The sequence below is a fragment of the Agromyces cerinus subsp. cerinus genome, assembly GCF_900142065.1.
GTDB classification, from domain to species: Bacteria; Actinomycetota; Actinomycetes; order Actinomycetales; family Microbacteriaceae; genus Agromyces; species Agromyces cerinus.
The window spans coordinates 591,972-615,212 of record NZ_FSRJ01000001.1 but is presented as its reverse complement, the minus strand read 5'-3'; the positions used below and the strand labels follow the sequence as shown (position 1 = coordinate 615,212).

Sequence of the window (23,241 nt, the reverse complement as noted above, 5' to 3'; positions counted from 1 at the left end):
CTGAGTACGAGGTTGCAGTCTGCGCATGTCCGGTTGTCGTTGATGCGTTGGACGCCGCGCCAGATTCCGCATCGTGGGCATGGTCGTTGTGACGTGCTCATGCGGTTTGCTTTCGGAGTCGTGCACGGTCGCGTGCCGAAAGCCCTCCCCAGACGCTGAAAGGCTCTTCGTTGTCCATTGCTTCGGTGAGGCATTGTTCTCGGACGGTGCAGACGGTGTTGCAGATGGTTTTGGCGCGTTCTTGTATCTGCCAGTTGTCGTCGGAGAACATGTCAGGGTCGGTTGTCGCGCATGCTGCCGCAGCTCGCCAGTCGTCTTGTTCAAGCGTCACAGCAGCACCAGCTCTCGTCGTTTCCGTCGCGTGCCTGTGGTCACCGTACGACCAGCAGCAACCTCGTCATTGATGAACCCGTAGAGGCTGATCGCCCGCCGAACAACTTCGGTGAGACTCAAGCCGTGGGCCTTCGACAGCCGGTCGAGTTCGGCGGCTGTCTCACGGTTCAGGTTGATGTGCAACCGCACGATTTCAGTCACGGTGGCCTTCTCTCTCGCATACAACAGTCATGATGGTTGCGCCGATGACGCCTCCCAAGACGAGCGTGAACAGGGCAAGCGCGGCAACGATTTCAGCCACGGTCGGCCCCCTTGCTGTAAGGGTTGTCTTCAAGTGACAGGAGTGGGCCGTTGCCGTATCGCCCGCACGCGCACTCACCTTTCGACCACGCGCCGCATTTGCACTTGTCCTTGCCGCGACGCTGGCGATGCTGGTGGCCCTCAGCCCATGCTCTCGCCAGCTTCCTTGTGAGCCACCGGTCGGATGGATCGGCTACCTTCCGAATCGTGATGCCGAATGAATCCTCGTAGGCATCCAGCCAAAGCCCGATCACTTCACGGGCTACGCGCTCGATCCCAGCGTCGCCGTCAGCAACCGCAACCTGACCGGTGGTATCCAGTTCCGGGACATAGACGAGGTACCACAAACCCCAGACGGGATCTCGGGTGACCTCCACGTCGTAGATGCGTTTACTCACGTCCGGTCTCCCCTATCTGTCGTGCGATTGCTTCGTAGTCCGGGTGGCGATTGAACGGGGCGTTCGCGCGGGGAATGATGTACACGTCCGCCGAGTAGTGCGAACTGCACGCGCCCTCATCATCGAAATGCCCGTCGCCCTTGTTGCAAATACCCGTAACCCACGTCCACTCGGCGCGCGTACTCAGTTCGTCAGCTAGTGCCTGTTCTTCGGCGGACACGGGTTCGTCTTGCAACCGTGCGAGGTGGTCCCAGTCGCGTGCTTGTTCCGCAGCCAGCATTTCTCGGGCACGTTGCAGGACGGAGTCAACGGTGAACCCGAGGTCAGGCATCTGCTCGCCCATCAGTGACCCCGAACGATCGCGACAACCCACGGGGCCACCAGAAGAGACAGGGCCATGACAAACAAGGTCGCCCCGAACCAGAACTCTTCCCAATCGATGCGTCGCCTGTTCTTGCTCATGATTCCCCCTTTGCGTCGTGGTATGCCTGCGTGATGACCGCGATGATGGCCGGTGCAGCGTGTGCTTGTTTTGCTGCTTTGCCGAGTGCAGTGATCAGGTCAATGTCGCCACCGGTTGTCGTGAGTTCGGTGAGCCAGTCCCGCTCCGGTGCAGCGTCGGGCAGCGGCTCGATCGTTGACTTCGCGTTCTTGCCCTTCGACACGGGCAGGTTGAACACCATCTCCTTGTCGATGTGGGAGAGCGCTTTGACACGGATGCCGCCGATTGCTTCGTTTGCCCACCGGACGGTCGGGTCACGGTAGACAGTCATGCGGCGTCCAACCCACACGGTGGTGTCTTTGCCCCAAGCTGCTGCGAGAATGCGGAGGACCGTCTTCGAGGGCTTGAACGGGCGTCCAGGGCCGAAGACATCGGTGATGATGTTGACGGGCTGTTCGGTGTTGCCCTGGTTGACGGTCACGATGGTGACCGTCTGGGGGCCGGCGATCAGGTCCGTTGAGTTGAGCTGGTCGCTTTTGGCGATGATTGCGTTGGAAACGTCCATCAGAACATAAGCTCCTCGATCTCGAGCCGCCGTTCGGTCTGGGGTAGACCTTCGGTAGCGGTTGTGAATTTGTCGACGATGTTTGCCACGTTGTCTTCGAATGCGAGCGCTGCGGCGTCGATGGCTGTAAACCATCTGGGGTCGGGGAAGACTCGGTGTGTCCAGAGCGGCAGTCCGCCGCTGAATGAGATGTAGTCGCACCATTTGCGGCCGGTGATGAACATGCCTGCCTGCATTTGGGCCATGTTGTAGGCGGGTGGTTTGCCGGCGAGAACATGGGCGATGTGTTTCTCAGGCTTACGGGACTTGATCTCGATGAGTCCGTCTGCCCCGACGTAGCCGTCTGGTGAGTAGCCGATTTTGTAGCCGTCTTGTTCGAGGGTTACGAATCCGATCTCGTCAACAGGCGCGTGTGCCTCGGCGTACACATCTCGTGCGTATGGTTCGTCTTCCGTACCCCGCTGCATGTCGTACGTGGGGTGCACGTATTCGACGTGTCCTGTGATGCGTTCGGCAGCGAGCGTCAGGGTGAGTCCGCGTGACGTTTCGTTGTCGGCAACTTTCAACGTGGAGGGGGTGATTAGGCGGCCAACGGTGGATGCGGTCAAGAGTCCGCATCTCGCCGCCAGCCACTCTTCGCTGCCTTGTTCGAGGTCGGCGTATGTGGTGATCATTCTTCGTCCCCGTATGTGATGTCCCAGCCGCGTGATAGCCAGACGGACTCGTAGTAGGTCGCGCCGTTCACGGTGATGACGCGATACGACTCGGCGTCGTATCGGGCTGCACCGGTCATTACGTCGCCGTGGTCGTTGGTCAACCGAACATTGATGTGAGTCACGACTCCCCCTTTGGGCCGGCGCAATCGCACGCGCACTTTTGTTTCTTGATGCGCTCGTTGTAATCCGCGTCTTCGGTCATGTCGTCTTCGCTAGCCCACGAGTGCCATGTGACTTCCTCGAAATGACAGCCGTACATGCAGCCTTCGCAACGTGCGTAGGTTGCGTGCCCACCGGGGAAGTACGTGTGATGTTGGAGGCTGCCCGCAAATTGGTTCTCGTTCATGACTCCCCCTTGTAGATTGCGAATGACACGACAACTCCGGCACGATCGCCAGCGTTCTCGAAACCGTTGACCTCGAGCTTCCGAATCTGTCGGTCGTCAACCCACGCCCACCCGTTCAGGGCGTCGGAGATGAGTTTCGCGACGTTGTCGAGGTCGGCGACGCGACCGTGTTGGAAGCACACATCCAACGTGAGACGCACGTCCTCGAGTGTCGGTTCCCAGAGCGGAGCGGCGAGTTCGAACAGGTCAACAACTTGCTTCTCCGCATCCCTAGTCGACTGCGGTGTGTACGCGTGACCCCGCTTCGTGAACCGGGGCCGGCCTTTCGGCTTCGGGCGTCCGGGCACTATGAAGGTGACGATTGGTTCCCAACGGTCAGACATTTGCTTGCCTTTCGCGATCGATCTCGATCAGCTCGTCTACGCTCACACCGAGCCGTCTCGCGCGCCGTCGAAGATTGTGACAGGTGCGGCACGAACGACTCTTCGACGGCGGCTGCATGGCGTTCTCAGGTGTGAAGGCGTGGCCTCGAGCGCACTGCCTGCCCCCGTTCTTGTGCTCCCACCCGCGGCGAAGGTTCTCACCGGGCGTGACTGCCTGTAGGTGGAGCGGGTTGACGCATCGACGGTTGCGGCACAGGTGGTCGACGTGGAATCCCTTGGGGATCGTGCCGACGTAGTGCTCGAACGTGACGCGGTGCCCGTAGAGCACGTTCGCTCTGCCGAGACCGATTCGGGCATACCCCTCGGGTGAGCGGGTGGCTACCCATTCCCAGCAGCCCGTCACGCGTACGGCTACCTTCTCGAGCAGCCGATCCATGATCGGGCGTCTTCCGGAGTGGCCGCGATTCCACTCCCCCTCGACTCGCATCCCGCAGCCGCACTTACATGGGTTCACCTTCGGTCTGCTCACGCCAACTCCTAAACGCGCGACAATCGCCGCAGTTGCAATTTCGAAAGAATCGCGGCCAGTCGCGACCACAGTCATGCCGTTCGAGCTGAGGCACCGTGTTCGCCCACGCTCCGCAGGAAGGGCAGACCACGTATGTGATCTGCCCGGTGTTGTAAGAAAGGAAAGTCATGGTGTCTCAGCGCGAGCGCGCCCGAATCTGCTCGTCTCGCTCGTTGTTCGTCGGGGTGTGATCGCCGTCATGCCCGGCATCCTCGCGGCACATGTGCACCATGCACATACCGACGAAATCCTCTGGCGGGTACAGCGCCTCATCGAGCAGACGGTCGGGAACGTTGTGTCCTGCTGCGACATGCTCGCGCAGATGATCAACGATGTCGGCAGGACTGTGGAAGTCCCACGCGTCTCCGAGGGCGCATCCGCAACACTCGATGAACCCGTAGACGTGGGCGTAGACGTACACGTCGCTGCCGGAACCAAAGCGTGCGTAGCTCATCACTTCTCCTCTTTCGGTCGTACGGTGACGAGTAGGAACATGCAGTACGTGCAAAACACGACCGTGGTGAGGACGGCGACCAAATCAACCCAGCCGGCAAACGCACACCCGAGAGTGAACAGACACAACGAGGCGAGGACGGCTAGCGGTCGGTGTTCGCGCTTCATGACGCTGCCCCCTCATAGGCGAGCAACGCGTTGTGTGCTTTCGTGCGTGCCTCCAACGCGTGGATATAGTCCACCTGAGACTTCGCAGCCTCAGCAGTGTGGTAGTCGCGTGCAGCCTGGTGGTAGGCCACGAGACTGTCAGCAAACTCCGCATCAATACGCAGATCCTCAATCGACTTGATCACGATTCCCCCACTTCAAAGAACTCAGTCCGAACTCTCACGAGCCGGCCACCAGATTGGAGCGCGTATGTCAGCGCCTCGCCGAAGCTTTCGGCATAGTCGACAGAACCCCAGTCGTCGAGTTCCACGCCCCAGATTTCTTCCTCACTGACTGGGGTATCGATTCCACTAACTTCGGTCATGTTCAAGCTCCCCGTCTTCGTGGTGTCCGCACGCCGGGCAATCCCAGTGGACGGTCAAATCTTCGGTGTCCTCAATGGCGTCAACCCAGCCGGTGTAGTCGCAGCATTCCTCGTTGATGAGGAGTCGCGCCGACGACTGGTAGAACCCAGACGTACTCATACCGGGAACTGCTCCCAGCAGTCCTCAGCCGGCGCGAGGCAGATGATGCACGAGTAGCCCTTCTGGGCAACGCGGCGCGCATTGGAATCTGCGGCAGACTGGCAGATGAACCGCCAGTCGGAGTGCGTATCGCGAGCGCGGTACGCAACCTCGACTGAGCATCCGGAGTGTCGGTGCGGTGACTGACACTCGACGGTGCCGTGTTCCTTGTTGAGTTCGCGGAAGAGTTCCAACACCATCCGTGATTCCTCGAACGCTTCTCGTTCGATGGGCATCATCGACATCAGACGGGCACGCTCAGAAGGCCACACGTCACGCGCCCAACTCATGAAGTCGCCTCCCGAATCGTTCTGGCGCGATCGCGCAGCCAATCGGTAATAGCCATCCGCTTCATGAACTGCGGATCGACCAATACAGTCACTCCGAAGTCACCGTGCCAAAGCGTTCCCTCTGTAGCGAACACCTCCGCGATCTCTTCAATGGCCGCCGCTGCTTCTTCTCGATCGTGAGCGTCAAGCCAACGATCAAACGCGTCGCGCCAATCGACTTGCTCGCGAATGTCGTCGGTCGTCGGTGTGTATTCCAAACGGCCAGGCATCAGCGCACTTCTTCCGTCAGTCCGAGCATCGCGACCAGTTCCCCAAACGACGCCGTTTCGGAATACCGCTTCACGACCTCGAACGCTGGCGATCGTTGCTCCGGCGTATTCATCGGTGGGTTGTCCGACTCGTCAAACCAACCCGCACCAGGCTTCCGATCACTCATGACTCCTGCTCCCTTACTCGTTGTGCGGCTGCCACTAGTTGCCTTATTTGCACCAACTCGGTCCACGGCACCGCATACACCTCTTGATTCCCGATCCAGACCTTCACGCAGCGACGTTCGGCCTCCTCGATCGCAGAAACCCAGCCGCCCGCATGACCAGCACCAAACTCGGACATCACACGCGCCCTCACGCGCCGCTCCTCGCCGTCATCCATTGCCGTTCCTCCTTATGAGAAAGGGCCACACCCCATAAAGAGGGAGACCCGGAATATGAAACCCAAGGCAGGAACGGTCATCGCTCCTGCCCCCCGCGCGCTTCCGGGGGCTCGAACCCCGGCACTCAGAGCACAAAGTGATGAGTGGTTTCCACCAGCAAGCGCAACCGCTCAGTTCCTGCCACCCGCTGAGCTACGGGCCGGAAAGGACGCGTGGCCATCGCGCCCTTGGCAAGTCGTTCCGTACGCGCCAGGGACTCGGACCCTGATGTATGCCATCCGCGCAACCAAACCTTTGTGCGTCTTCAGTGATGGGGTCCGACATCAACCCGCTTACACACTCCATCGACGGCCACCGGGAAACTGGCCACGTCCACCACGACGCCCAGCACCTCAACCAGTGCACCCACCTTGTGGGTCTGTCCCTGTTGTCTCGCGCCCCGGCACATTGACAGTTGGTCTGCCGTCCGGATTGCTATGTGATTGATGTCCGCCCGAAGGCGCGACGAATAGACCCCCACAAGCCGTGGGGAAGATCAGTGACGGTCAGCGCCGTCTAGAGGGCAGTGCCCACGGGTCGGACGACTCGTGCAGCGTCGCGTCTACCTTCGAGAGGTAGAACCGCCACGCACGCCCCACACGGAAACCAGGAATCTGGCCCGACGCCGCGTGCGCGTACACCGTCTGCGGGTGCACCCCAAGGTGCTCTGCGACGGCGGCGACGTTCACCGCCTGCTCGGTCACCGGTCAGCCCCGATCAGAACGTCGGGTGCGACCTCGAGGTAGAAGGAAGCGTCCAGAGTGAGCCACGCGGGCACCTGAGTACTGAACGCTTTGAGGATGGTCTGAACGTCGATCCCGATTTCGCCGGCCAGCCATTCCAGTGAATGACCCCGCTCGGCGAGGATCGCCTTGATGTTGTTCCCGATGGTCCGCGCAGCCTCTTCGGTGCTTCGGAGGGGAACCGTTGTGTTGGTCATGACACGAATGTACGCCGACTTAAGCGTTCGTGTCTACACGAATTCCATCGAATTCAGGCTAGATATCCGGTTTCGTGGTTTCCTCAGTGCTATCCCTGATATTAGTGCCTACACCTACAATAGTTGGTGCTAGGCGCAATACACTGGTCGCATGAACAGACAACAGGCGCTCACGCAAGCTGCACGGGAAGTGCTGGCCGCGCTTGTAAAGGACTCGCCCTACACGTCCAAGTACATCGCGGAGCAAGTAGGGGAACTGCCTTCGACCTTCACTCACCGGATGAAGGGAAATCGCCCCGGATATCAGAACCTAGATACAGCTTTGGTTGTGAATGTGCTCGCCGTGATTGGCGTGCCTTTCGAAGACTGGGCTAGGCAAGCACAGGCACGGGCTGAGGAGCTTCTTCGCTCGACAGGCCAATAACCTCTTCCAGGAACAACGCAACGTCGGGGCAGATTCTCCCGACGTTCATAACTGGACAGGTGTTCTCGCATTGTGCGCCGCCGCCACAGATCCGTACTTCCACGTCATCCCCCGATGTTTGCCGCTTACCCGATGCTCGGGACGTTACGCCCAACCGGCGACGTTAGGGGGCGTTTGCATGAATGTTGGAACATCACTTGTCGCGGTATCATGGCAATTTGTAACCATAACTGGGGGCACTGCGCTGGCCGCATAGTGGTTTTACGTTCCAACGACACGGACTGCAAATCATGGACGACAAGCGACGGCGCGCCTGGCTGACCCAAGCGACGGGTGTGCACACCTCGCGAGCCATCGCCGAGAAGATCGGCGCTGTAACCCATTCGACCGTCACCCACACGACCGTTCTGCGGTGGATGAAAACGGGCATACCGCCCGATGTGGTGTTCACCCTTGCCATCCACTCCAACATGGACATCTGCGAAACCATTGTCAGTATGGGGTGGGCGACTCGAGACGAGCTGTACCGGGCCAACATTGACGGACTCATGTCCCAGCTTCCCGACAACCGTCTCACCGGAGAACTCCACCGCCGTGCCGTCGAACGCGGTGATGACGACCTCGGCAGATCGGATACCCTCGTCAGACGATCGTTTCGCCTCTCGGCAAAATGATGTAGTGCGCACTACATTCGGAGTCGAAAACCATCGTTAATCGTCGTAAAACTCGCCGACGATGACCAAAAAGTTTTGACCAATTTTCCCGCGTGATTACTGGGATCGGGGCGGGTTCGGGCGTGATGTAGGTCACACATTCAAGCCCCGTTACTCACCCCAATGCTGTTCTCGGCGAAAGCCGTTTCACGCCCGTCGCACTTCGATCGGAGCCGCTCGTGGAACTCGATGCCGAGGCGTTCGAAGCGATCGTCGTCGATGAACTCGACCAGTTGCCCGATGACATGGTCGACGGCCTCGAGAACATCGTGTTCGTCGTCGAAGACCGACCCGAAGACGGTTCGCTCGACCTGCTCGGCCTCTACGACGGCTTCGCACTGACCGAACGCGACCGCTACGGGTTCGGCGAGATGCCCGACCGCATCATCCTCTACCGCGAGCCGCTCCTCGCGATCTGCGCCGACGAAGACGAACTCCGCGAAGAGATCCACGTCACGCTGGTGCACGAGATCGCGCACTTCTACGGCATCGATGACGACCGGCTGCACGAGCTGGGCTGGGCGTGATCCCCGGCGGGTTACGCTGATTCCATGAGGATGACCCCCGGCCGCATCGTCGGCATCGCCGTCGGCGCGATCGCGATCCTCGGCATCGGGGTCTACGGCCCGGCGATGCTCCTCGGCCCGCTTCCCGCGGTGAACGTCACGGTCGCCGAGGGCGCCGACACGGCACCCGGCGAGGGTGCCGCACCCGTCACCCTCCCCGACGACGGCGCGAGCGCCATGGCGGTGCTCGCCGACGACGGCGCGGCCACCACGCTCGGGGTGGGCGGCGACACCGAGCCGGTGCCGATCGGCGGCGCCGTGAAGCTCGTCACGGTGCTGGCCACTCTCGATACCCTCCCCCTGCCTCCCGAGGGCGCCGGCCCCGACATCACGATCGGGCCGGCCGACTACACCGACTACCTCCGTTACGTCGCCGAGGACACGCGCACGCTCCCCGTGCTTCCCGGCGAGAAGTGGACCGAACGCGACGTCGTGCGGGCGGTACTGCTCGCCTCGAGCAACAACCACGCCGACACCCTCGCGCGGTGGGCGTTCGGCGGCGTCGACCCGTACGTCGAAGCCGCGAACACCTGGCTCGCCGAGAACGGCTTCACCGCGACGCACGTCGCCGATGCCACCGGCCTCTCGGGCGACAACGTCGGCACTCCCGAGGAGCTGACCCGCCTCGCCGCGCTCGTGCTGGCCGACCCGCGACTCGCCGAGGTGTACTCGATCACCGATGCACCGGCGGTGGCAGGCGAGCGGGACATCCCCGACAACGTCGCACGTTCGGGTGAGACCGGCGTGCGGGCGCTCGCGCGCAGCTACACCGACCAGGCCGGCGTGACCTTCGTGTACACCACCACCGTGCCCGGACCCGATGACGATGCCCCGTACCGGCTCGTGGGCGCCACGACGCTGATGCCCGACTACGAGACGCTCGACGCCACCGTGAGCACTGCCGTGACCTCGAGCGCCGAGTCGGCGGTTCCGGTCGAGATCATCACGGCCGGCACGCCCTACGCGAGCGTGGAGGCGGCGTGGGGAGATCGGGCCGACCTCATCGCTTCGGTCAGCCGAACGGATGCATCGTGGGGCGAGAGCGTCGCCGGGACATCCGTGACCGTCGAGCCGTTCACCACCGCGTCCGCCGGGAGCGAGGTCGGGCGCATCAGTATCGCGACCGGGAACGGCGATGTCGCCTCACCGCTCGAGATGACGAGCGCGATCCGCGACCCGGGGCCGATCTGGCGACTCGCCAATCCAGCCGCCATCATCGGCGCGTTCATCGCCGCCCAGCAGAGCTGACGGCGAGCGACGCCTCAGTCGTTCTCGTCGTCGGACTCGACGGGGTCGGAGTCGTCGGCGTCGAACCTGAACTGCACCCGCACCTGGCCGTTGACCTCGCGCTCGTCGACCGCGTCGTACCAGAACAGCGATTCGAGGCCGTCGACGGCGGCGACCATGCCGACACGCGACTCGGGCTTGCCGCCCACGAGGATGCGGTGCTCGAACTCTCCCTCGAGCGGGCCGTCGAGGAACTCCGCGACGTACTGTGCTCCGGTGTCTGTGCTCATGCCACTACCGTAGCCCTCGCGGTACCCGGAACGGCAGGTCGTGCGGCGGTTCGGGCGGCGCGTCGCGGCTCGGCGCCTCAGGCGCCGGCGCCGGCGACCCGGACACGCACGTCTGCGCGGCACGCAGGCGCGGTTCGCGCCACGTACCGGCGCCACTGGCGCTCCCACAGGTCCCAGTAGGGGTCGAACGCCCCGGCGTCGCGCGCGAGTGCGCGGCGCTTGCGCACCCGGGGCGACGCTTCGACCCAGATCGCGACCCCCTCGATCGACGAGGTCGCGGCGAAGGCGCCGCACCCCTCGATGATGAGCGGGTGGCCCGGCCGGCTGTGCTGGACCGAACCGACGCGACCGGCTGCCCAGTCCCAGGTTCGCCAGGTGCCGACGGAGCCGCGCGCACGGCGCTCGACGAGTTCGTGCAACACCTCTGTGCCGGCGCGCTCGAGTCCGGTCCAGCCCGGGTACACGTCGTCGAGGCGCACCAGTTCGGGCGTCCGACCCGGCCACGCCCGCACGAGCGCATCGGCGAGCGTGCTCTTGCCCGAACCGCTCGGGCCGTCGATCGCCACGATCTGCGCGCCCGCAGCACGGCACCGCTCGAGCACGATCCGCACTGCGGATGCCGCGGGAGCGGTCGCTGCCGCACCGCCCGGCGCGCCCGCGCTCACGCCCACACCGCGTGGTAGGTGCCAGCCCAGACGGCGCAGCCGATCGCGAGCACCGCGATGCCTGCGGCGATGCAGAGCAGCGCGGCATCCGGCCAGCCGACTCTGGACTCGCGCGCCCAGGTGCGCGGATGGTCGGAGCCGAACCCGCGAGCCTCCATCGCCGTGGCGAGCTTGCTGCCGCGCCGGATCGCGAGCACGAGCAGGGCGAACGCCATGGTCGCGAACCGGCGGATCACGCCGTGATCGCCGATGCCGCGCGCACGGCGCGACAGCGCCATCGCCCGCCAGTCCTCCATGAACAGGCCGACGAGTCGTGCGCCGGCCAGCGCCCCGAGCACGAAGCGGCTCGGGAGCTTCGCGACCTGCGCGAGGCCGTCGGCGAGCTCGGTCGGATCGACGTTCATGAACAGCAGCACCGCGGGCAGCCCGATCGCGAGCACGCGCACGGTGACCGCGACGGCGAGCTCGATCGATCCGTCGGTGATGCGCGCGAGCCAGAACGACCAGTACTCGGTGCCCTCCGGCTGCCCGTAGAGGAGCATGCTGAGGCCGGCGATCGGCGCGGCGATGAGGATCGGCCATCCCCGGGACACGAGCACCTTCGGAGTCACCCCCGCGATGGCGAAGAGCACGAGCTGTATGCCGAGGGCGACCGCGGCGCTCACCCAGTCGACGGTGAGCAGCAGCGGCGTCGTGAGCAGCATCGCCGCGGCGAGGCGGCTCACGGGGTTCACACGGTCGACGAGGTGCAGCCGCGGGGTCTTGGCCATGGTCATGATCATGCCGCCGCCTCCATGCGCAGCGCGTCGCTGCCGAGGTCGAGGTGCCGGTCGCCGAGCGCATCGAGGTAGGCGGCATCGTGGCTGACCGAGAGCAGCGTCGTGCCGTCGTCGACGAGCGCGCGGAGCAGCGTCACGAGTTCGATCCAGGTCAGGCGGTCCTGTCCGAACGTCGGTTCGTCGAGGACCACCACTCTGGGCTGCGCGACGAGCGCGCATCCCACCGTGAGTCGTCGCTGCTCGCCTCCCGACAGGGTGAAGGGGTTCGCCTCGGCGAGGCGGTCGAGCCCGAGCCGCTCGAGCACCTCGTGGGTGCGCCGAGCCGTGGTCGCGGCATCGAGGCCGAGCGCGCGCGGCGCGACCTCGAGCTCGCGCTGCACGGTCGACGCGACGAACTGATGCTCCGGCTCCTGGAACACGGTGCCGATGCGGGTGAGCAGCTCGCGCGACCGCCACCGGATCGGATCCGCCTTGAGTCCGTCGGCCAACCCTTCCGAAGCACGTACGCGGCCGCTCAGCGGCGGCAGCAGGCCGCCCATGGTGAGCGCGAGCGTCGACTTGCCCGCACCGTTCGGGCCCGTGAGCACCGTCGAGGCGGCGCGCGGCAGCGCGAGCGAGAGGCCGCTGCGCACGACGACGTCGCTCCGGCGGCCGATCGCGAGATCGATGCCCTCCAGATCGACGACGGATGCCGCGGGCGCGGGCCGCGCGGTCGGGACCGTGGCCCGCACGCCCGGCACCCACACGCCGGCCGCGAGCAACGCGTCGCGCTGCGTCGAGATGACGTGCTGCGGCTCCCCGTCGGCGATGACGCGGCCGTCGCGGCCGAGCACGACCACTCGGGTGACGAGGTCGATCCAGACGTCGACGCGGTGCTCGACCACGACGAACGTCGCACCGGTGCGATCGAGCGTGCGAGCGACGGACTGCCGCACCTCGTCGACGCCGGCGGGGTCGAGGTTCGCCGTCGGCTCGTCGAGCAGCAGCAGTCCAGGGCCCATCGCGAGGGCGCCCGCCAGTGCGAGACGCTGTTTCTGGCCACCGGAAAGCATGCTCGTGGGGTGGTCGAGCGGAAGGTCGAGTCCGACCTCGTCGAGGGCGCGGCGCACGCGCCGCCAGATCTCGTCACGCGGAACGCCGAGGTTCTCGCACCCGAAGGCCACATCGTCACCGACACGCGCGAGGATCACCTGCGAGTCGGGATCCTGCAGCACGAGACTCGCCCGCCCGCGCACGGAGCCGGGCCACTCGCCGTCGATGAGCAGCGAGCCGGTCTCCTCGCCCTCTTCGGCCCCGCCGTGAACGCCGGCGAGTGCGTGCAGGAGCGTCGATTTACCCGACCCCGAGGGACCGAGCAGCAGCACGCGCTCCCCCGGCGAGATGACGAGGTCGATGCCGTCGAGTGCGGATCGCCTGCGCCCGGCATGCCGCCACCCCCACCCGCGCGCCTCCACGCGCGCGGGCCGGGTGGCACCGGAATCACGCCCCACGTCAGACCCGCTGGGCCACGTCTTGGCCGGCGGCGAAGCGATTGAGCGCCCCGGTCGCAGCGAGACCGCGCACGATGAGCCATCCCAGGAGTCCCGCGAGCACGGCGCCCGAGATGACGACGGTCGTGAAGTAGAGTCCGAGGAACTCGGCCGACTTCGCGAGGTTGCCCGAGGTGAAGAGCTCGAGCGTCCAGGCCGCCGCGCCGGCAGCAGCACCGGCGAGCATCGCGGTCAGCAGGCCGAATCGGCGGTACGCGAAGATCGCGAACACCAGCTCGGCGCCGAGGCCCTGCATCACGCCGGAGTAGATCGTCTCGATGCCCCACTGGTTGCCGACCAGGGCGGAGACGATCGCGGCGAGCAGTTCGACGAAGAGCGCCGCACCCGGCTTGCGGATGATCAACCCGCCGAGCACGCCGCCGATGAGCCAGATGCCGACGGCGATGCCGCCGAGCCCCGGCGTGAGCGCGTCGGCCGCGCTGAACCACGCGTAGCCGACGTTGTTCCAGAAGAGGAACAGCAGCCCGGTCGCGACGCCGATGACGCTGGCGACGACGATGTCGACGACCCGCCAGCGCAGGTCGCGCGGCTTGCGGGGTGCGGAGGGGCTGCTGATTTCTGATGCTGCAGTGTGCACTGTCGTGCCCTTTCGATTCGTGGAAAGAGGCACGGGAAATTGAGATGTGATTGGCCTCCCTGCGCTGGCATTACCCAGATCAGGTTCGACGGTCGAAGGTTGAGAACCTTCCTCTCAGCCCGGCTCACCGGACTCCCGTGTTCGAGCACGAGTATACGCCGATGGCGCGGACAGCGACGGCAGCGGCCTGCGCCGCGACCGCGGGATCGGTCAGCGCTTGAGTGCGCGGATCACTGCGCGAAGCGCCTTGCCCGTCACCCAGACGAGCGGAGTGGCGACGAGCAGCAGCCCGATGAGGTTCGGTTCGAAGCGAACGTCGCCCGAGCGGCCGACGTATGCACCGAGCGGAATGGAGAGCCCGCCACCGCCGCCGCCACCGGCCTCGTCGCCCGCACCGTCGGAGCCGCTGCCTGCGCCGAAGCCGTAGTACCCGAGCGCCACGGGCACGAGCGTGGTGCCGTCGATGTCGACGGGGTCGCCGTAGGAGGTCTTCACGCCGACGCCGGCGACGGTCTCAGCGAGGTCCAGAACGAGTTCAGCCATGAGTCAACGCTACCCGCGCGCTCGCTCCCGAACCACCCTTTGCGAGATTCGCCGGTACTGGTTTCAGCGAACGTCGTCGGCACCGGGTGCTGCGCGACGCGACGATTCGACCCGCTCTGCGGCGCGCTTCACGAGCGAGGCGGGTCGCACCGCTCCGCGCCCGAACCGCGCGGTCACCTCGTCGATCGTGCGTTCGGCCTCGCGCCACTCCTCGTCGGGGTCCCACAGCATCGCTCCGCTGCCCGAGGGGCGGAGCTGTTCGGCCCGGACGCCGATGAGACGGATGCGGGCCCCATCTCCTGCGAGCTCGCCGAGCGCAGCGGATGCTTCGTCGTAGATGCGTCTCGCGACGTCGGTCGGCTCCCCCAGGGTGCGCGATCGGGTGACCGTGCGGAAGTCGCCGTACCGCAGCTTCAGCACGACCGTGCGCCCCACGACCCCGGCTCGGCGGAGCCGCACCGCGACGTCGTCGGAGAGCCGCAGCAGCTCGCGTCGCAGCTGTTCGAGGTCGGTGAGGTCGTACCCGAACGTGACCTCGTGCCCGATGCTCTTCTCCTCGCGCCCGATGACGACGTCGCGCGCGTCGACGCCCATCGACAGGTGACCGAGCTTCGCAGCCAGTGCCGGCCCGAGCGCCCGCACGAGCGCATCTGCGGGCATCGCGGCGACGTCGCCGACCGTGCGGAGGCCGATGCGGGTGAGCGACTCCTCGGTGACCTTGCCGACGCCCCAGAGCGCGGAGACCGGGAGCGGATGCAGGAACTCGAGCGTGCGGTCGGCGGGCACGACGAGCATGCCGTCGGGCTTGGCCCGGCTCGACGCGACCTTCGCCACGAACTTCGTCGCCGCCACACCCACCGAGCACGTGAGGCCCGTCTCGTCGTGCACTCGCCGGCGCAGGTTCCACGCGATCTCTGCCGGACTGCCGTGGAGCCTGCGTGCACCGGACACGTCGAGGAACGCCTCGTCGATCGAGAGCTTCTCGACGAGCGGCGTGACCTCTTCGAAGATGGTCATGACCCGGCGCGAGTACTCGCTGTAGCTCGCGTAGTCGCCGCGCAGCACGACGGCGTTCGGGCAGCGCTGCAGCGCCAGCGACATGGGCATGGCCGAATTGACGCCGTACCTGCGGGCCTCGTAGCTCGCCGCCGAGACGACGCCGCGGCCTGCGGTGCCACCGACGAGCACGGGCTTTCCGCGGAGGTCGGGTCGCTTCAGCAGCTCGACGGAGACGAAGAACGCATCCATGTCGACGTGCAGGATCGGTGTTGCCGAGTCGTCGACCGGACCAGTGGTCACTTGGCGCGACGAGCCGTCCTGCTTGCTCATGTTGCGACCCTATCCGCTGCCGCCGTCATCGCAGGCTCCGCCCGCGAACGCCCGATGCGGTCAGAACCCGAAATCGCCGCCCCCGCCGAAGTCACCACCACCGAAGTCGCCGAAACCTCCGAAGTCACCACCCGAATCGGCGCCGGATGCGTCGGAGCCGCCGGACGCAGCGGCGTCGCCGCCATCGCCACCCGAGTCGCCGGCACCACCGTCACCGCCCGCATCGAAGGCCGAGGGGTCGGGCAGGAACGCCTGTGCGATCGCCGAACCGACGACGACGCCCGCGACGGATCCGAGCAGCGAGCCGGCGAACATGCCGCCGAACGACGGACCACCCTGCTGGGGACGGCCGCCTGAGGCATCCGCTCGGTTGAAGGCGCGCTCGACGCTGCCGGGGGCGCGGAGCTCCGCGCGGGTCGCGGCACGGGCCAGCGCGCTCGGCTCGTCGGAGACGAGTCGCTCACCGGCGGGTGCGTCTGCGCTGAGCGAGGCGAAGAGGGCCTGGCGCTGCTGCGGCGTGAGCTTCGCGAACGCCTCGGCGTGCACCGCCTCGACGGACTCGGGCGGGGCCGTGCGCAGCAGGTACCGGTAGCGCTCGACCGCGAGCTCGTCGTCGCTCAGCCTGCGGGCGGGCTGAGCCTGGGGCCGCTGCGGTTCGGCGGGAACTGCTCCGAAGAGACGGTCAAGGAATCCCATGTTGTCCTCGTCAATCGTTCAGGGGACGACCAATCTATGGCCGTCAGCATTGAGCGTGCTGTGAATGGGGTGCACGTCGAATCGGGTGCGCGCCCCTCGCCATCACGTCGGCCGCGTCATCGGGGTCGCTGGGCCGTGAACGTGCCAGAATTGCCATAGGGCCGGACGGAGTAGTCGGAGGGGCCGTGAGCGAATCGAGCGCACCGCATCCCACCGGGTTCGTGCCCGGTGCAACCGCGCGTGATCCGGTCATCGATCTCGTGCGCGTGCTGTGCGTCGCCCTCGTGGTCGTGGGCCACATGCTGATGATCGGCGCGACAGTCATTCCCGGTCGCGGGCTGGTGGTCGAGCGCACACTCCTCGAGACGAACTGGATCAGCCCGGTCACGTGGGTCGCACAGGTCATGCCGCTGTTCTTCGTGGTCGGCGGATTCGCCGGCATCGGCGCCTGGCGGCGCCTCGAGGCGTCCGGCGGAAGGGCGGCCGACTTCATCCGCTCGCGAATCCTCAGGCTCGCGCGCCCGTCGATCGCTCTGTTCGCGGCACTCGCCCTCGCCATCCTCGTGATGCACCTCACCGGGGTCGATCCCGTTGCGATCCGGCTCATCGGCATGGGAATCTCGTCGCCGCTCTGGTTCCTCGCGGCGTATGCCTTCGCGCAGGCCTACCTTCCCGGGCTCGCGACGTTGCACTCCATGGCGCCCTGGCGGACGCTTTCGACGCTGGCAGCCGGCGCGCTGACGTTCGACCTGCTGCGCTTCGCGACCGGCATCGAAGCACTCGGGCTCCTGAACATGACGTTCGTCTGGCTGTTCGTGCAGCAGCTGGGTTTCTGGATGGCAGACGGTTGGTTCCGGGCCAGGTCGAAGGCAACCGTCGCGGCGATCGGCGGCAGTGCCTACCTCCTGCTCGTCGGGCTGGTCGCCGTCGGATACCCGGGAAACATGCTCGACAATCTCAACCCGCCGACCTTCGCAATCGTCGCGCTCGCCGTCGGACAGACCTGCCTGCTCGTGCTCGTGCATCCGGCGCTCGCACGCCTGATGACCGTGCGGGCGGTACGTGCGGCCGTCGCGACGATCGGATCCCGCCTGATGACGATCTACTTGTGGCACTTGCCGGTGCTCGCACTCGTGATCGGCCTGCTGCTGCTCACGCCGCTGCCGGCGCCGTCGGCCGGCTCCGTCGGGTGGTGGCTGACCCGGCCGCTGATCTTCCTCGTCATGGCCGGGGTGCTCGCCGGGATCTCGATGCTGTTCGGCCGATTGGAACGCCCGTTGCCGAGCTACGGGTACCACGCGTCCGACTGGTCGACCGGAGTCGCTGCCGCGTGCATGGTCGTGCCGCCGTTCGCCGTGATCGTCTTCGGTCTCGACTTCGTCGTCGCCGCGTCGAGCGCGATCCTGCTCGCGGCGGCTGTACTCCTCCTGCGCCCGCTGCCCGCGCGTCTGCACGGACGCGGTCCGACCCCCATCGCCCTCGAGCGATCAGTGCGGCCGCATCGCTCGCTCGCTCGAGTGAACGAGCCGGAGTCGAGCGATGCGACCGTGCCTGATCAGGCCTGAGCACGCTCCAGCACGAGCTCGCGCACGCGAGCAGCGTCGGCCTTGCCCTGCATCGCCTTCATCACCGCGCCGATGACGGCGCCGGCAGCCTGCACCTTGCCGTCGCGGATCTTCGCGAGCACGTCGGGCTGCGAGGCGAGCGCCTCGTCGATCGCGGCGATCAGGGCGCCGTCGTCGGAGACGACCGCGAGACCGCGGGCGTCGACGACCTGCTGCGGTGAACCCTCACCTGCGATGACGCCTTCGAGCACCTGGCGGGCCAGGCGGTCGGTGAGCGTGCCCGAGTCGACGAGCTGAGCCAGTTCGGCGACGTGCTCGGGAGAGACGAGGTCCGATGCGTCGACGTCGGAGGCGTTCGCGAGACGGGCGATCTCGCCGGTCCACCACTTGCGGGCGGCCGCGGGCGTCGCACCGGCCTTCACGGTCGCCTCGAGCTCGATGAGGAGCCCCGAGTTCGCGACATCCTGGAACTCGAGGTCGGTGAAGCCCCAATCGGACTTCAGCCGGCGACGGCGCACGGCCGGCGGCTCGGGCAGCGCGGCGCGCAGCTCGTCGACGAGCTCCTTCGAGGGCACGACGGGCAGCAGGTCGGGCTCGGGGAAGTAGCGGTAGTCGTCGGCGTCGGACTTCGGACGGCCGGCGCTCGTCGCACCCGTGTCTTCGTGCCAGTGGCGCGTCTCTTGGGTGATCGTGCCGCCGCCGGCGAGGATCGCCGCCTGACGCTGGATCTCGTAGCGCACGGCGCGCTCGACCGATCGCATCGAGTTGACGTTCTTCGTCTCGGTGCGCGTGCCGAGCTTCTCCTGGCCGCGGGGGCGCAGCGACACATTCGCGTCGCAGCGGAGGTTGCCGCGCTCCATGCGCGCCTCGGAGATGCCGAGCGAGAGCACGATGTCGCGGATCGTGGCGACATAGGCCTTCGCGAGCGCCGGGGTGTCGGCCTCGCCGCCGAAGATCGGCCGCGTGACGATCTCGACGAGCGGAACGCCGGCGCGGTTGTAGTCGACGAGCGAGTACTCGGCGCCCTGGATTCGGCCGGTCGAGCCGCCCACGTGCGTGAGCTTGCCCGCGTCTTCTTCCATGTGCGCACGCTCGATCGGCACCGTGAAGACCCGGCCGTTCTCGAGCTCGACCTCCACCTCGCCGTCGAAGGCGATCGGCTCGTCGTACTGCGAGATCTGGTAGTTCTTCGCGAGGTCGGGGTAGAAGTAGTTCTTGCGGGCGAACCGGCTCGACGGCGCGATCTCGCAGCCGAGCGCGAGGCCGAGGCTGATCGAGTACTTCACCGCGTCGCCGTTCACGACCGGCAGCGAACCCGGCAGGCCGAGGCACACGGGCGTGATGAGCGTGTTCGGCTCTGCGCCGTGGAACTGCGAGTTCGCCGGGTTCGGAGCCGACGAGAACATCTTCGTCGTGGTGTTCAGCTCGACGTGCACCTCGAGGCCGATGACCGGCTCGAAGAGCTCGAGGGCCTTGTCGAAGTCCATCAGTTCAGCGCGGGCCATCAGAGTGCGCCTTCCTCGGTCGCGGTGAGCTCATGGGTGGAGAGGTCGGGAGCCTGCGCGAGGAGCGGGCCGCCCCACTGCGCTTCGAGCAGCTGCTCGAGCGCGGCGCCGACGTTGTAGAGACGTGCATCTTCACGAGCCGGCGCCAGGAACTGGATGCCGACGGGCAGGCCGTCTTCGGGGGCGAGGCCCGACGGCAGCGAGATGCCGGGCACGCCGGCGAGGTTCGCGGGGATCGTCGCGATGTCGTTGAGGTACATCGACACGGGGTCGGCGAGCTTCTCGCCGAACTTGAACGCGGTCGTCGGCGCGGTCGGCGAGGCGAGCACGTCGACATTGGCGAAGGCCGCGTCGAAGTCGCGCTGCACGAGCGTGCGCACCTTCTGCGCCGAGCCGTAGTACGCGTCGTAGTAGCCGGCCGAGAGCGCGTAGGTGCCGAGGATGATGCGGCGCTTCACCTCGGGGCCGAAGCCCGCCTCGCGCGTGGCCGACATGACCTGCTCGACCGTGCCGCCGCCCTCGGGGGTGACCCGGAGGCCGAAGCGCACCGAGTCGAACTTCGCGAGGTTCGACGACGCCTCGGCGGGGAGGATCAGGTAGTACGCGGCGATCGCGTACTCGAAGTGCGGTGCGGAGATCTCTACGATCTCGGCGCCGTTCTTCTCGAGCAGCTCGAGCGACTCGTGGAAGCGCTGGCGCACGCCGGCCTGGAAGCCGTCGCTGTCGAGTTCCTTGATGACGCCGATGCGGAGGCCCGAGACATCCGCTCGACGCACGGCTTCGGCCATCGAGGGCCACGCCTCGGGGATCGACGTGGAGTCGAGCGGGTCGTGCCCGGCGATCACATCGTGGAGCAGCGCCGCGTCGAGCACGTTGCGCGTGACGGGGCCGATCTGGTCGAGGGACGAGGCCAGGGCGATCGAGCCGTAGCGGCTGACCGCGCCGTACGTCGGCTTCACGCCGACGGTGCCGGTGACGTGCGCCGGCTGGCGAATGGAGCCGCCGGTGTCGGAGCCGAGCGCGAGGGGCGCTTCGAAGGCAGCGACGGATGCCGCGGAGCCGCCGCCGGAGCCGCCGGGGATGCGGTCGAGGTCCCACGGGTTGTGGGTCGGGCCGTAAGCGGAGTGCTCGGTCGACGAGCCCATGGCGAACTCGTCCATGTTGGTCTTGCCGAGCGGGATCATGCCCGCTTCGCGCACCTTCGTGACCGGCGTCGCGTCGTAGGGCGGGATCCAGCCCTCGAGGATGCGCGAACCCGAGGTCGAGGGCATGCCCTTGGTGACCAGCACGTCCTTGATCGCGATGGGCACGCCCGCGAGCGGGCCGAGGGGTGCGCCGGCAGCGCGCTGCCGGTCGATCTCGGCCGCGGTCTCGATGGCGCGCTCGCCCTCGACGTGGAGGAAGGCGTGCACGGCGCCGTCGACGGCCGCGATGCGGTCGAGGTGCGCACGGGTCGCCTCGACGGAGGAGACCTCGCCGGCGGCGAGCTTCGCGCCGAGTGCGGCAGCGGACAGGCGGATCAGTTCGTCGCTCACTGCTCTTCTCCCAGGATGGCCGACACCTTGAATCGCGAGTCATCGGACTCGGGGGCGCCCGCGAGCGCTTCGTCTGCGGTGAGCACCGTCGTGCCGACGACGTCGTCGCGGAACACGTTCTGCATCGGGATCGGGTGGCTCGTCGGCGGCACGTCGGGCGTGGCGACCTCGCTCACCTGCTCGACCGCGTGCATGATCTGGCCGAGCTCCGTGGTGAGGTGCTCGATCTCTTCATCGGTGAGCGCGATGCGGGCGAGGTTCGCGAGATGCGCGACCTGCTCCGCAGTGATTTCGGACATGCTGCTCCGTCGTCTCGGGATGGGGATGCATCGATTCTATCGGGGCGCGCCGAACAGCCCGTCGCCGTACTTGTGCAGGAGCTCGTACGCCTCGGCATAGGTCTCGGGCTGCTTCTCCCCCGGCTCGCCGTACTTCGCCAGCAGCAGGCCCAGCAGGCCCTGGGCGGGCGGGCTCAGCGGCCGCGTCGACGTGCGATCCGCATCGCTGGGCGGGTGTTCCTCGTCGTTCGGCGGCACGTACTGCGGTGTCGGAGACGGCCAGGTCGACGGATGTCGCGGCACCGCGAGATTCAGGGCGTCCGCGAGGTCGCGGGCGCGCTCGTCCCGATCGGTCAGCGGGTCGAGACCGTACTTCTTCGACAGCGTGGCGATGACGGCGGCGTGGTGGAACTCGTCGTTGATGACGGTTCCGGACCGGGTGTACGCCGAGATCGCGATCGCCGGCACGCGCACGCCGAGGCGGTCGAACGTGAACCCCATCTCGCCGGCGCCCGCATCGGTCGGGGGCGTCGCCGGGGGCGGGGGCACGTGATCGTAGGTGCCGCCGTGCTCGTCGAAGGTGACGAGGAGCATCGTGTTCAGGGCGTTGGAGCCGGACTCCGACGCTCCGCCTCGCACGGCCTGATAGACCCGGCTGACCAGGGCGTCGCCGGCCCTGACGTCGGAGACCGCGCTGTCGATGACCGCTTCGTCGTCGAAGTCGCTCTCGCGGAACTTGCCGAACGGCGGGTGGAAATCGTTGTGGTCGTAGACCATCCGCGGCTCGATGAACGCATAGGCGGGCAGGGTGCCGGCCGCAGCGTCGTGCTCGAAGTCCTCCATCGTCGCGAAGTGGTCGGTGCGCCAGTACTTCTCGAGCACCGGCGCGTGCAGGAACCCGGTGAACGAGATCAGCTGTCGCTGGTCGAAGTAGACGCGCCAGCTCAAGCCCTGCTCTTCGAGACGGTTGAAGACCGTGGGTGCCGCATGAGCGTTGAGCCACTTCTCGTAGCCGCCGTCGAGCACGTTCGTGACGAAGCCGTGCGAGGTCGAGGCGTGGAAGAACGATCGGTTGCAGAACGTCTGCGATGGCACCGCGCAATGCCAATGGTCGAAGACGGCGAACTCGCGCGCCAGCGTCGACAGCACCGGCAGCATGGTGGAGTCGAACCCGCCCATGATCTGGCGCACCTCTTCGGGATCGGGTGCCTTCCCATGGCGGAGTGCGGTGAGCTTCGATTCGTAGTCGCGCACGAAGCCCGACATGTCGGGCCTCGAGGCGTCGCGCGGCGCGTTGAAGGGCGCGGTCATGTGCGGGGGCTCGCGACCCTCGTTGTGCGGCGGGTCGATCGTGCCGAACAACTGCGTGTTCACGTGCGGATACTCTTCGCCGGGATCTGGGTCGGGCCGCTCCATGATCTTGTCGGTGGCGCCGGAGTAGACGTGCGCGGCGATCGCGCTGCCATCGGCCGCGACGTTCTCGTGCTCGCCGAAATCAAGACCCTCGAATCGCGCTCCGGGAGGCAACGACGCCGTCGAGTACAGCCGACCCAGGAGGTTGTCGAACGATCGGTTCTCGCCCATCAGCACGACGAGGTGCTCGATCGGCGAACCGCCGCCGCCGGCTGTGGCACTCGGCGACGGAGCGGTCTCGCCGGGTGAGCCTCCGGCCAGCGCCACCCCGACTGCCGCGCCCGAGGCACCGCCGACGACGACCCCGGCTGCCGCTGCACCGCCGACCCGGAGGAATTCTCGTCGCGATGGGCCCCGCGGGGACTCGCTCGACGAGCTGTCGTTCGATGCTGCCGTGTCGTCTGCCGGTGTCGACATGCTCCCCCTCGAT

The 23,241-nt window shown here is 66.5% G+C and carries 35 protein-coding genes and 1 riboswitch; of the genes, 5 read left to right on the top strand and 30 right to left on the bottom strand.

What is annotated here, in order from left to right; genetic code table 11:
- Positions 1 to 97: 97 nt before the first annotated feature.
- From BUR99_RS20660 to BUR99_RS02655, 18 genes are all read right to left on the bottom strand, one after another.
- Positions 98 to 331 (bottom strand): WhiB family transcriptional regulator, encoded by a 234-nt coding sequence (locus BUR99_RS20660; protein ID WP_074258805.1) that lies wholly within the window; start codon positions 329 to 331, stop codon positions 98 to 100.
- Positions 328 to 534: a ribbon-helix-helix protein, CopG family gene (locus tag BUR99_RS02705; protein ID WP_159440943.1), complete on the bottom strand. Its 207-nt coding sequence runs from the start codon at positions 532 to 534 to the stop codon at positions 328 to 330. Before BUR99_RS02705 ends, BUR99_RS20660 begins: the two co-directional genes overlap by 4 nt.
- A gap of 92 nt (positions 535 to 626) precedes the next feature.
- A complete protein-coding gene (locus tag BUR99_RS19800; protein WP_143231369.1) occupies positions 627 to 1,031 on the bottom strand; it encodes a type II toxin-antitoxin system HicB family antitoxin in 405 nt (134 codons plus the stop codon).
- On the bottom strand, positions 1,024 to 1,374 hold the full coding sequence (locus BUR99_RS02700; RefSeq protein WP_074258803.1) for a hypothetical protein: 351 nt from the start codon (positions 1,372 to 1,374) through the stop codon (positions 1,024 to 1,026). The genes BUR99_RS19800 and BUR99_RS02700 overlap by 8 nt, the downstream gene beginning before the upstream one ends.
- A 115-nt stretch (positions 1,375 to 1,489) precedes the next feature.
- Positions 1,490 to 2,038, bottom strand: coding sequence for a hypothetical protein (locus BUR99_RS02695; protein WP_074258802.1), 549 nt, complete (start codon positions 2,036 to 2,038; stop codon positions 1,490 to 1,492).
- Positions 2,038 to 2,712: a lambda exonuclease family protein gene (locus BUR99_RS02690; RefSeq protein WP_074258801.1), complete on the bottom strand. Its 675-nt coding sequence runs from the start codon at positions 2,710 to 2,712 to the stop codon at positions 2,038 to 2,040. The genes BUR99_RS02695 and BUR99_RS02690 overlap by 1 nt, the downstream gene beginning before the upstream one ends.
- Positions 2,709 to 2,876, bottom strand: a complete 168-nt coding sequence (locus BUR99_RS20185) for a hypothetical protein (protein ID WP_159440942.1) — start codon at positions 2,874 to 2,876, stop codon at positions 2,709 to 2,711. The genes BUR99_RS02690 and BUR99_RS20185 overlap by 4 nt, the downstream gene beginning before the upstream one ends.
- 220 nt (positions 2,877 to 3,096) lie before the next feature.
- Positions 3,097 to 3,483 (bottom strand): RusA family crossover junction endodeoxyribonuclease, encoded by a 387-nt coding sequence (locus BUR99_RS02685; RefSeq protein ID WP_084183544.1) that lies wholly within the window; start codon positions 3,481 to 3,483, stop codon positions 3,097 to 3,099.
- On the bottom strand, positions 3,476 to 3,919 hold the full coding sequence (locus BUR99_RS19550) for an HNH endonuclease signature motif containing protein (protein ID WP_159440941.1): 444 nt from the start codon (positions 3,917 to 3,919) through the stop codon (positions 3,476 to 3,478). The genes BUR99_RS02685 and BUR99_RS19550 overlap by 8 nt, the downstream gene beginning before the upstream one ends.
- Before the next feature lie 268 nt (positions 3,920 to 4,187).
- Positions 4,188 to 4,505: a hypothetical protein gene (locus tag BUR99_RS02675; RefSeq protein WP_074258799.1), complete on the bottom strand. Its 318-nt coding sequence runs from the start codon at positions 4,503 to 4,505 to the stop codon at positions 4,188 to 4,190.
- A gap of 163 nt (positions 4,506 to 4,668) precedes the next feature.
- A complete protein-coding gene (locus BUR99_RS02670; protein ID WP_074258798.1) occupies positions 4,669 to 4,857 on the bottom strand; it encodes a hypothetical protein in 189 nt (62 codons plus the stop codon).
- Positions 4,854 to 5,042: a hypothetical protein gene (locus BUR99_RS19795; protein ID WP_143231367.1), complete on the bottom strand. Its 189-nt coding sequence runs from the start codon at positions 5,040 to 5,042 to the stop codon at positions 4,854 to 4,856. Before BUR99_RS19795 ends, BUR99_RS02670 begins: the two co-directional genes overlap by 4 nt.
- 150 nt (positions 5,043 to 5,192) lie before the next feature.
- Positions 5,193 to 5,525 carry a hypothetical protein gene (locus BUR99_RS02665; protein WP_143231365.1) on the bottom strand — a complete coding sequence of 111 codons (333 nt, stop codon included), beginning with the start codon at positions 5,523 to 5,525 and terminating at the stop codon, positions 5,193 to 5,195.
- On the bottom strand, positions 5,522 to 5,794 hold the full coding sequence (locus BUR99_RS19790) for a hypothetical protein (RefSeq protein ID WP_143231363.1): 273 nt from the start codon (positions 5,792 to 5,794) through the stop codon (positions 5,522 to 5,524). Before BUR99_RS19790 ends, BUR99_RS02665 begins: the two co-directional genes overlap by 4 nt.
- On the bottom strand, positions 5,794 to 5,961 hold the full coding sequence (locus tag BUR99_RS20180; protein ID WP_159440940.1) for a hypothetical protein: 168 nt from the start codon (positions 5,959 to 5,961) through the stop codon (positions 5,794 to 5,796). The genes BUR99_RS19790 and BUR99_RS20180 overlap by 1 nt, the downstream gene beginning before the upstream one ends.
- Positions 5,958 to 6,176: a hypothetical protein gene (locus tag BUR99_RS19785; RefSeq protein WP_143231361.1), complete on the bottom strand. Its 219-nt coding sequence runs from the start codon at positions 6,174 to 6,176 to the stop codon at positions 5,958 to 5,960. The genes BUR99_RS20180 and BUR99_RS19785 overlap by 4 nt, the downstream gene beginning before the upstream one ends.
- Before the next feature lie 546 nt (positions 6,177 to 6,722).
- Positions 6,723 to 6,905, bottom strand: a complete 183-nt coding sequence (locus tag BUR99_RS02660; RefSeq protein ID WP_268754974.1) for a helix-turn-helix domain-containing protein — start codon at positions 6,903 to 6,905, stop codon at positions 6,723 to 6,725.
- An 11-nt stretch (positions 6,906 to 6,916) separates the two neighbouring features.
- Positions 6,917 to 7,156 (bottom strand): hypothetical protein, encoded by a 240-nt coding sequence (locus BUR99_RS02655; protein WP_074258795.1) that lies wholly within the window; start codon positions 7,154 to 7,156, stop codon positions 6,917 to 6,919.
- Positions 7,157 to 7,307: 151 nt separating this feature from the next.
- On the opposite strand from BUR99_RS02655, the gene BUR99_RS19780 reads away from it, so the two are divergent.
- The 4 genes from BUR99_RS19780 (at position 7,308) to BUR99_RS02640 (ending at position 10,107) form a co-directional block, all read left to right on the top strand.
- Complete coding sequence (locus BUR99_RS19780; protein WP_143231359.1) at positions 7,308 to 7,580, top strand: hypothetical protein; 273 nt, start codon at positions 7,308 to 7,310, stop codon at positions 7,578 to 7,580.
- Positions 7,581 to 7,870: 290 nt separating this feature from the next.
- A complete protein-coding gene (locus BUR99_RS02650) occupies positions 7,871 to 8,254 on the top strand; it encodes a hypothetical protein (RefSeq protein WP_074258794.1) in 384 nt (127 codons plus the stop codon).
- A 218-nt stretch (positions 8,255 to 8,472) separates the two neighbouring features.
- Positions 8,473 to 8,820, top strand: a complete 348-nt coding sequence (locus tag BUR99_RS02645) for a metallopeptidase family protein (RefSeq protein WP_074258793.1) — start codon at positions 8,473 to 8,475, stop codon at positions 8,818 to 8,820.
- A 24-nt stretch (positions 8,821 to 8,844) separates the two neighbouring features.
- Positions 8,845 to 10,107 carry a D-alanyl-D-alanine carboxypeptidase family protein gene (locus tag BUR99_RS02640; RefSeq protein ID WP_084183542.1) on the top strand — a complete coding sequence of 421 codons (1,263 nt, stop codon included), beginning with the start codon at positions 8,845 to 8,847 and terminating at the stop codon, positions 10,105 to 10,107.
- Between the two features lie 14 nt (positions 10,108 to 10,121).
- Here BUR99_RS02640 and BUR99_RS02635 read toward each other — a convergent pair whose 3' ends face one another.
- The 8 genes from BUR99_RS02635 to BUR99_RS02600 all read right to left on the bottom strand — a co-directional run bounded on the left by BUR99_RS02635 (position 10,122) and on the right by BUR99_RS02600 (position 16,515).
- The gene (locus BUR99_RS02635) at positions 10,122 to 10,376 is read right to left on the bottom strand and encodes a hypothetical protein (RefSeq protein ID WP_074258791.1); all 255 of its coding nucleotides are present in this window, start codon (positions 10,374 to 10,376) and stop codon (positions 10,122 to 10,124) included.
- Positions 10,377 to 10,453: 77 nt separating this feature from the next.
- Positions 10,454 to 11,041, bottom strand: coding sequence for an AAA family ATPase (locus tag BUR99_RS02630; protein ID WP_143231357.1), 588 nt, complete (start codon positions 11,039 to 11,041; stop codon positions 10,454 to 10,456).
- Complete coding sequence (locus BUR99_RS02625) at positions 11,038 to 11,817, bottom strand: energy-coupling factor transporter transmembrane component T family protein (protein WP_143231501.1); 780 nt, start codon at positions 11,815 to 11,817, stop codon at positions 11,038 to 11,040. Before BUR99_RS02625 ends, BUR99_RS02630 begins: the two co-directional genes overlap by 4 nt.
- Positions 11,818 to 11,819: 2 nt before the next feature.
- Positions 11,820 to 13,310 (bottom strand): ABC transporter ATP-binding protein, encoded by a 1,491-nt coding sequence (locus BUR99_RS02620; protein ID WP_200802652.1) that lies wholly within the window; start codon positions 13,308 to 13,310, stop codon positions 11,820 to 11,822.
- Between the two features lies 1 nt (position 13,311).
- Positions 13,312 to 13,947, bottom strand: coding sequence for an ECF transporter S component (locus tag BUR99_RS02615; protein ID WP_074258790.1), 636 nt, complete (start codon positions 13,945 to 13,947; stop codon positions 13,312 to 13,314).
- A 39-nt stretch (positions 13,948 to 13,986) separates the two neighbouring features.
- Positions 13,987 to 14,096, bottom strand: a riboswitch (TPP riboswitch).
- Positions 14,097 to 14,157: 61 nt separating this feature from the next.
- On the bottom strand, positions 14,158 to 14,490 hold the full coding sequence (locus tag BUR99_RS02610) for a hypothetical protein (RefSeq protein ID WP_074258789.1): 333 nt from the start codon (positions 14,488 to 14,490) through the stop codon (positions 14,158 to 14,160).
- Between the two features lie 63 nt (positions 14,491 to 14,553).
- Positions 14,554 to 15,819: a DNA polymerase IV gene (locus BUR99_RS02605; protein ID WP_084183540.1), complete on the bottom strand. Its 1,266-nt coding sequence runs from the start codon at positions 15,817 to 15,819 to the stop codon at positions 14,554 to 14,556.
- Positions 15,820 to 15,879: 60 nt separating this feature from the next.
- Positions 15,880 to 16,515 (bottom strand): hypothetical protein, encoded by a 636-nt coding sequence (locus tag BUR99_RS02600; RefSeq protein WP_074258788.1) that lies wholly within the window; start codon positions 16,513 to 16,515, stop codon positions 15,880 to 15,882.
- 185 nt (positions 16,516 to 16,700) lie between these two features.
- On the opposite strand from BUR99_RS02600, the gene BUR99_RS02595 reads away from it, so the two are divergent.
- Positions 16,701 to 18,080: an acyltransferase family protein gene (locus BUR99_RS02595; protein ID WP_074258787.1), complete on the top strand. Its 1,380-nt coding sequence runs from the start codon at positions 16,701 to 16,703 to the stop codon at positions 18,078 to 18,080.
- On the opposite strand, the gene gatB is transcribed toward BUR99_RS02595, so the two are convergent.
- Genes gatB through BUR99_RS02575 form a run of 4 tightly spaced genes read right to left on the bottom strand, consistent with a single transcriptional unit; the run spans position 18,071 to position 23,228 of the window.
- On the bottom strand, positions 18,071 to 19,585 hold the full coding sequence (gene gatB, locus BUR99_RS02590; protein WP_074258786.1) for an Asp-tRNA(Asn)/Glu-tRNA(Gln) amidotransferase subunit GatB: 1,515 nt from the start codon (positions 19,583 to 19,585) through the stop codon (positions 18,071 to 18,073). The two genes, BUR99_RS02595 and gatB, sit on opposite strands and share 10 nt — an antisense overlap.
- Positions 19,585 to 21,120: an Asp-tRNA(Asn)/Glu-tRNA(Gln) amidotransferase subunit GatA gene (gatA, locus tag BUR99_RS02585; RefSeq protein ID WP_074258785.1), complete on the bottom strand. Its 1,536-nt coding sequence runs from the start codon at positions 21,118 to 21,120 to the stop codon at positions 19,585 to 19,587. The genes gatB and gatA overlap by 1 nt, the downstream gene beginning before the upstream one ends.
- Positions 21,117 to 21,419, bottom strand: coding sequence for an Asp-tRNA(Asn)/Glu-tRNA(Gln) amidotransferase subunit GatC (gatC, locus tag BUR99_RS02580; protein WP_056009497.1), 303 nt, complete (start codon positions 21,417 to 21,419; stop codon positions 21,117 to 21,119). Before gatC ends, gatA begins: the two co-directional genes overlap by 4 nt.
- A 36-nt stretch (positions 21,420 to 21,455) precedes the next feature.
- Entirely contained in the window at positions 21,456 to 23,228 is a 1,773-nt protein-coding gene (locus BUR99_RS02575) for an alkaline phosphatase family protein (protein WP_074258784.1), read from the bottom strand.
- Between the last annotated feature and the right edge of the window lie 13 nt (positions 23,229 to 23,241).

Coding starts and splice junctions, on each gene's coding strand:
- BUR99_RS02675 (WP_074258799.1), bottom strand. CDS start 4,505: ATGAGCTACGCACGCTTTGGTTCCGGCAGCGACGTGTACGTCTACGCC.
- BUR99_RS19780 (WP_143231359.1), top strand. CDS start 7,308: ATGAACAGACAACAGGCGCTCACGCAAGCTGCACGGGAAGTGCTGGCC.
- BUR99_RS02700 (WP_074258803.1), bottom strand. CDS start 1,374: ATGGGCGAGCAGATGCCTGACCTCGGGTTCACCGTTGACTCCGTCCTG.
- BUR99_RS19785 (WP_143231361.1), bottom strand. CDS start 6,176: ATGGATGACGGCGAGGAGCGGCGCGTGAGGGCGCGTGTGATGTCCGAG.
- BUR99_RS02575 (WP_074258784.1), bottom strand. CDS start 23,228: ATGTCGACACCGGCAGACGACACGGCAGCATCGAACGACAGCTCGTCG.
- BUR99_RS02695 (WP_074258802.1), bottom strand. CDS start 2,038: ATGGACGTTTCCAACGCAATCATCGCCAAAAGCGACCAGCTCAACTCA.
- gatB (WP_074258786.1), bottom strand. CDS start 19,585: ATGGCCCGCGCTGAACTGATGGACTTCGACAAGGCCCTCGAGCTCTTC.
- BUR99_RS02640 (WP_084183542.1), top strand. CDS start 8,845: ATGAGGATGACCCCCGGCCGCATCGTCGGCATCGCCGTCGGCGCGATC.
- BUR99_RS02635 (WP_074258791.1), bottom strand. CDS start 10,376: ATGAGCACAGACACCGGAGCACAGTACGTCGCGGAGTTCCTCGACGGC.
- BUR99_RS19550 (WP_159440941.1), bottom strand. CDS start 3,919: ATGGATCGGCTGCTCGAGAAGGTAGCCGTACGCGTGACGGGCTGCTGG.
- BUR99_RS20180 (WP_159440940.1), bottom strand. CDS start 5,961: ATGAGTGATCGGAAGCCTGGTGCGGGTTGGTTTGACGAGTCGGACAAC.
- BUR99_RS02665 (WP_143231365.1), bottom strand. CDS start 5,525: ATGAGTTGGGCGCGTGACGTGTGGCCTTCTGAGCGTGCCCGTCTGATG.
- BUR99_RS02650 (WP_074258794.1), top strand. CDS start 7,871: ATGGACGACAAGCGACGGCGCGCCTGGCTGACCCAAGCGACGGGTGTG.
- BUR99_RS02655 (WP_074258795.1), bottom strand. CDS start 7,156: ATGACCAACACAACGGTTCCCCTCCGAAGCACCGAAGAGGCTGCGCGG.
- BUR99_RS19790 (WP_143231363.1), bottom strand. CDS start 5,794: ATGCCTGGCCGTTTGGAATACACACCGACGACCGACGACATTCGCGAG.
- gatC (WP_056009497.1), bottom strand. CDS start 21,419: ATGTCCGAAATCACTGCGGAGCAGGTCGCGCATCTCGCGAACCTCGCC.
- BUR99_RS02610 (WP_074258789.1), bottom strand. CDS start 14,490: ATGGCTGAACTCGTTCTGGACCTCGCTGAGACCGTCGCCGGCGTCGGC.
- BUR99_RS02600 (WP_074258788.1), bottom strand. CDS start 16,515: ATGGGATTCCTTGACCGTCTCTTCGGAGCAGTTCCCGCCGAACCGCAG.
- BUR99_RS02685 (WP_084183544.1), bottom strand. CDS start 3,483: ATGTCTGACCGTTGGGAACCAATCGTCACCTTCATAGTGCCCGGACGC.
- BUR99_RS02605 (WP_084183540.1), bottom strand. CDS start 15,819: ATGAGCAAGCAGGACGGCTCGTCGCGCCAAGTGACCACTGGTCCGGTC.
- BUR99_RS02625 (WP_143231501.1), bottom strand. CDS start 11,817: ATGACCATGGCCAAGACCCCGCGGCTGCACCTCGTCGACCGTGTGAAC.
- BUR99_RS02690 (WP_074258801.1), bottom strand. CDS start 2,712: ATGATCACCACATACGCCGACCTCGAACAAGGCAGCGAAGAGTGGCTG.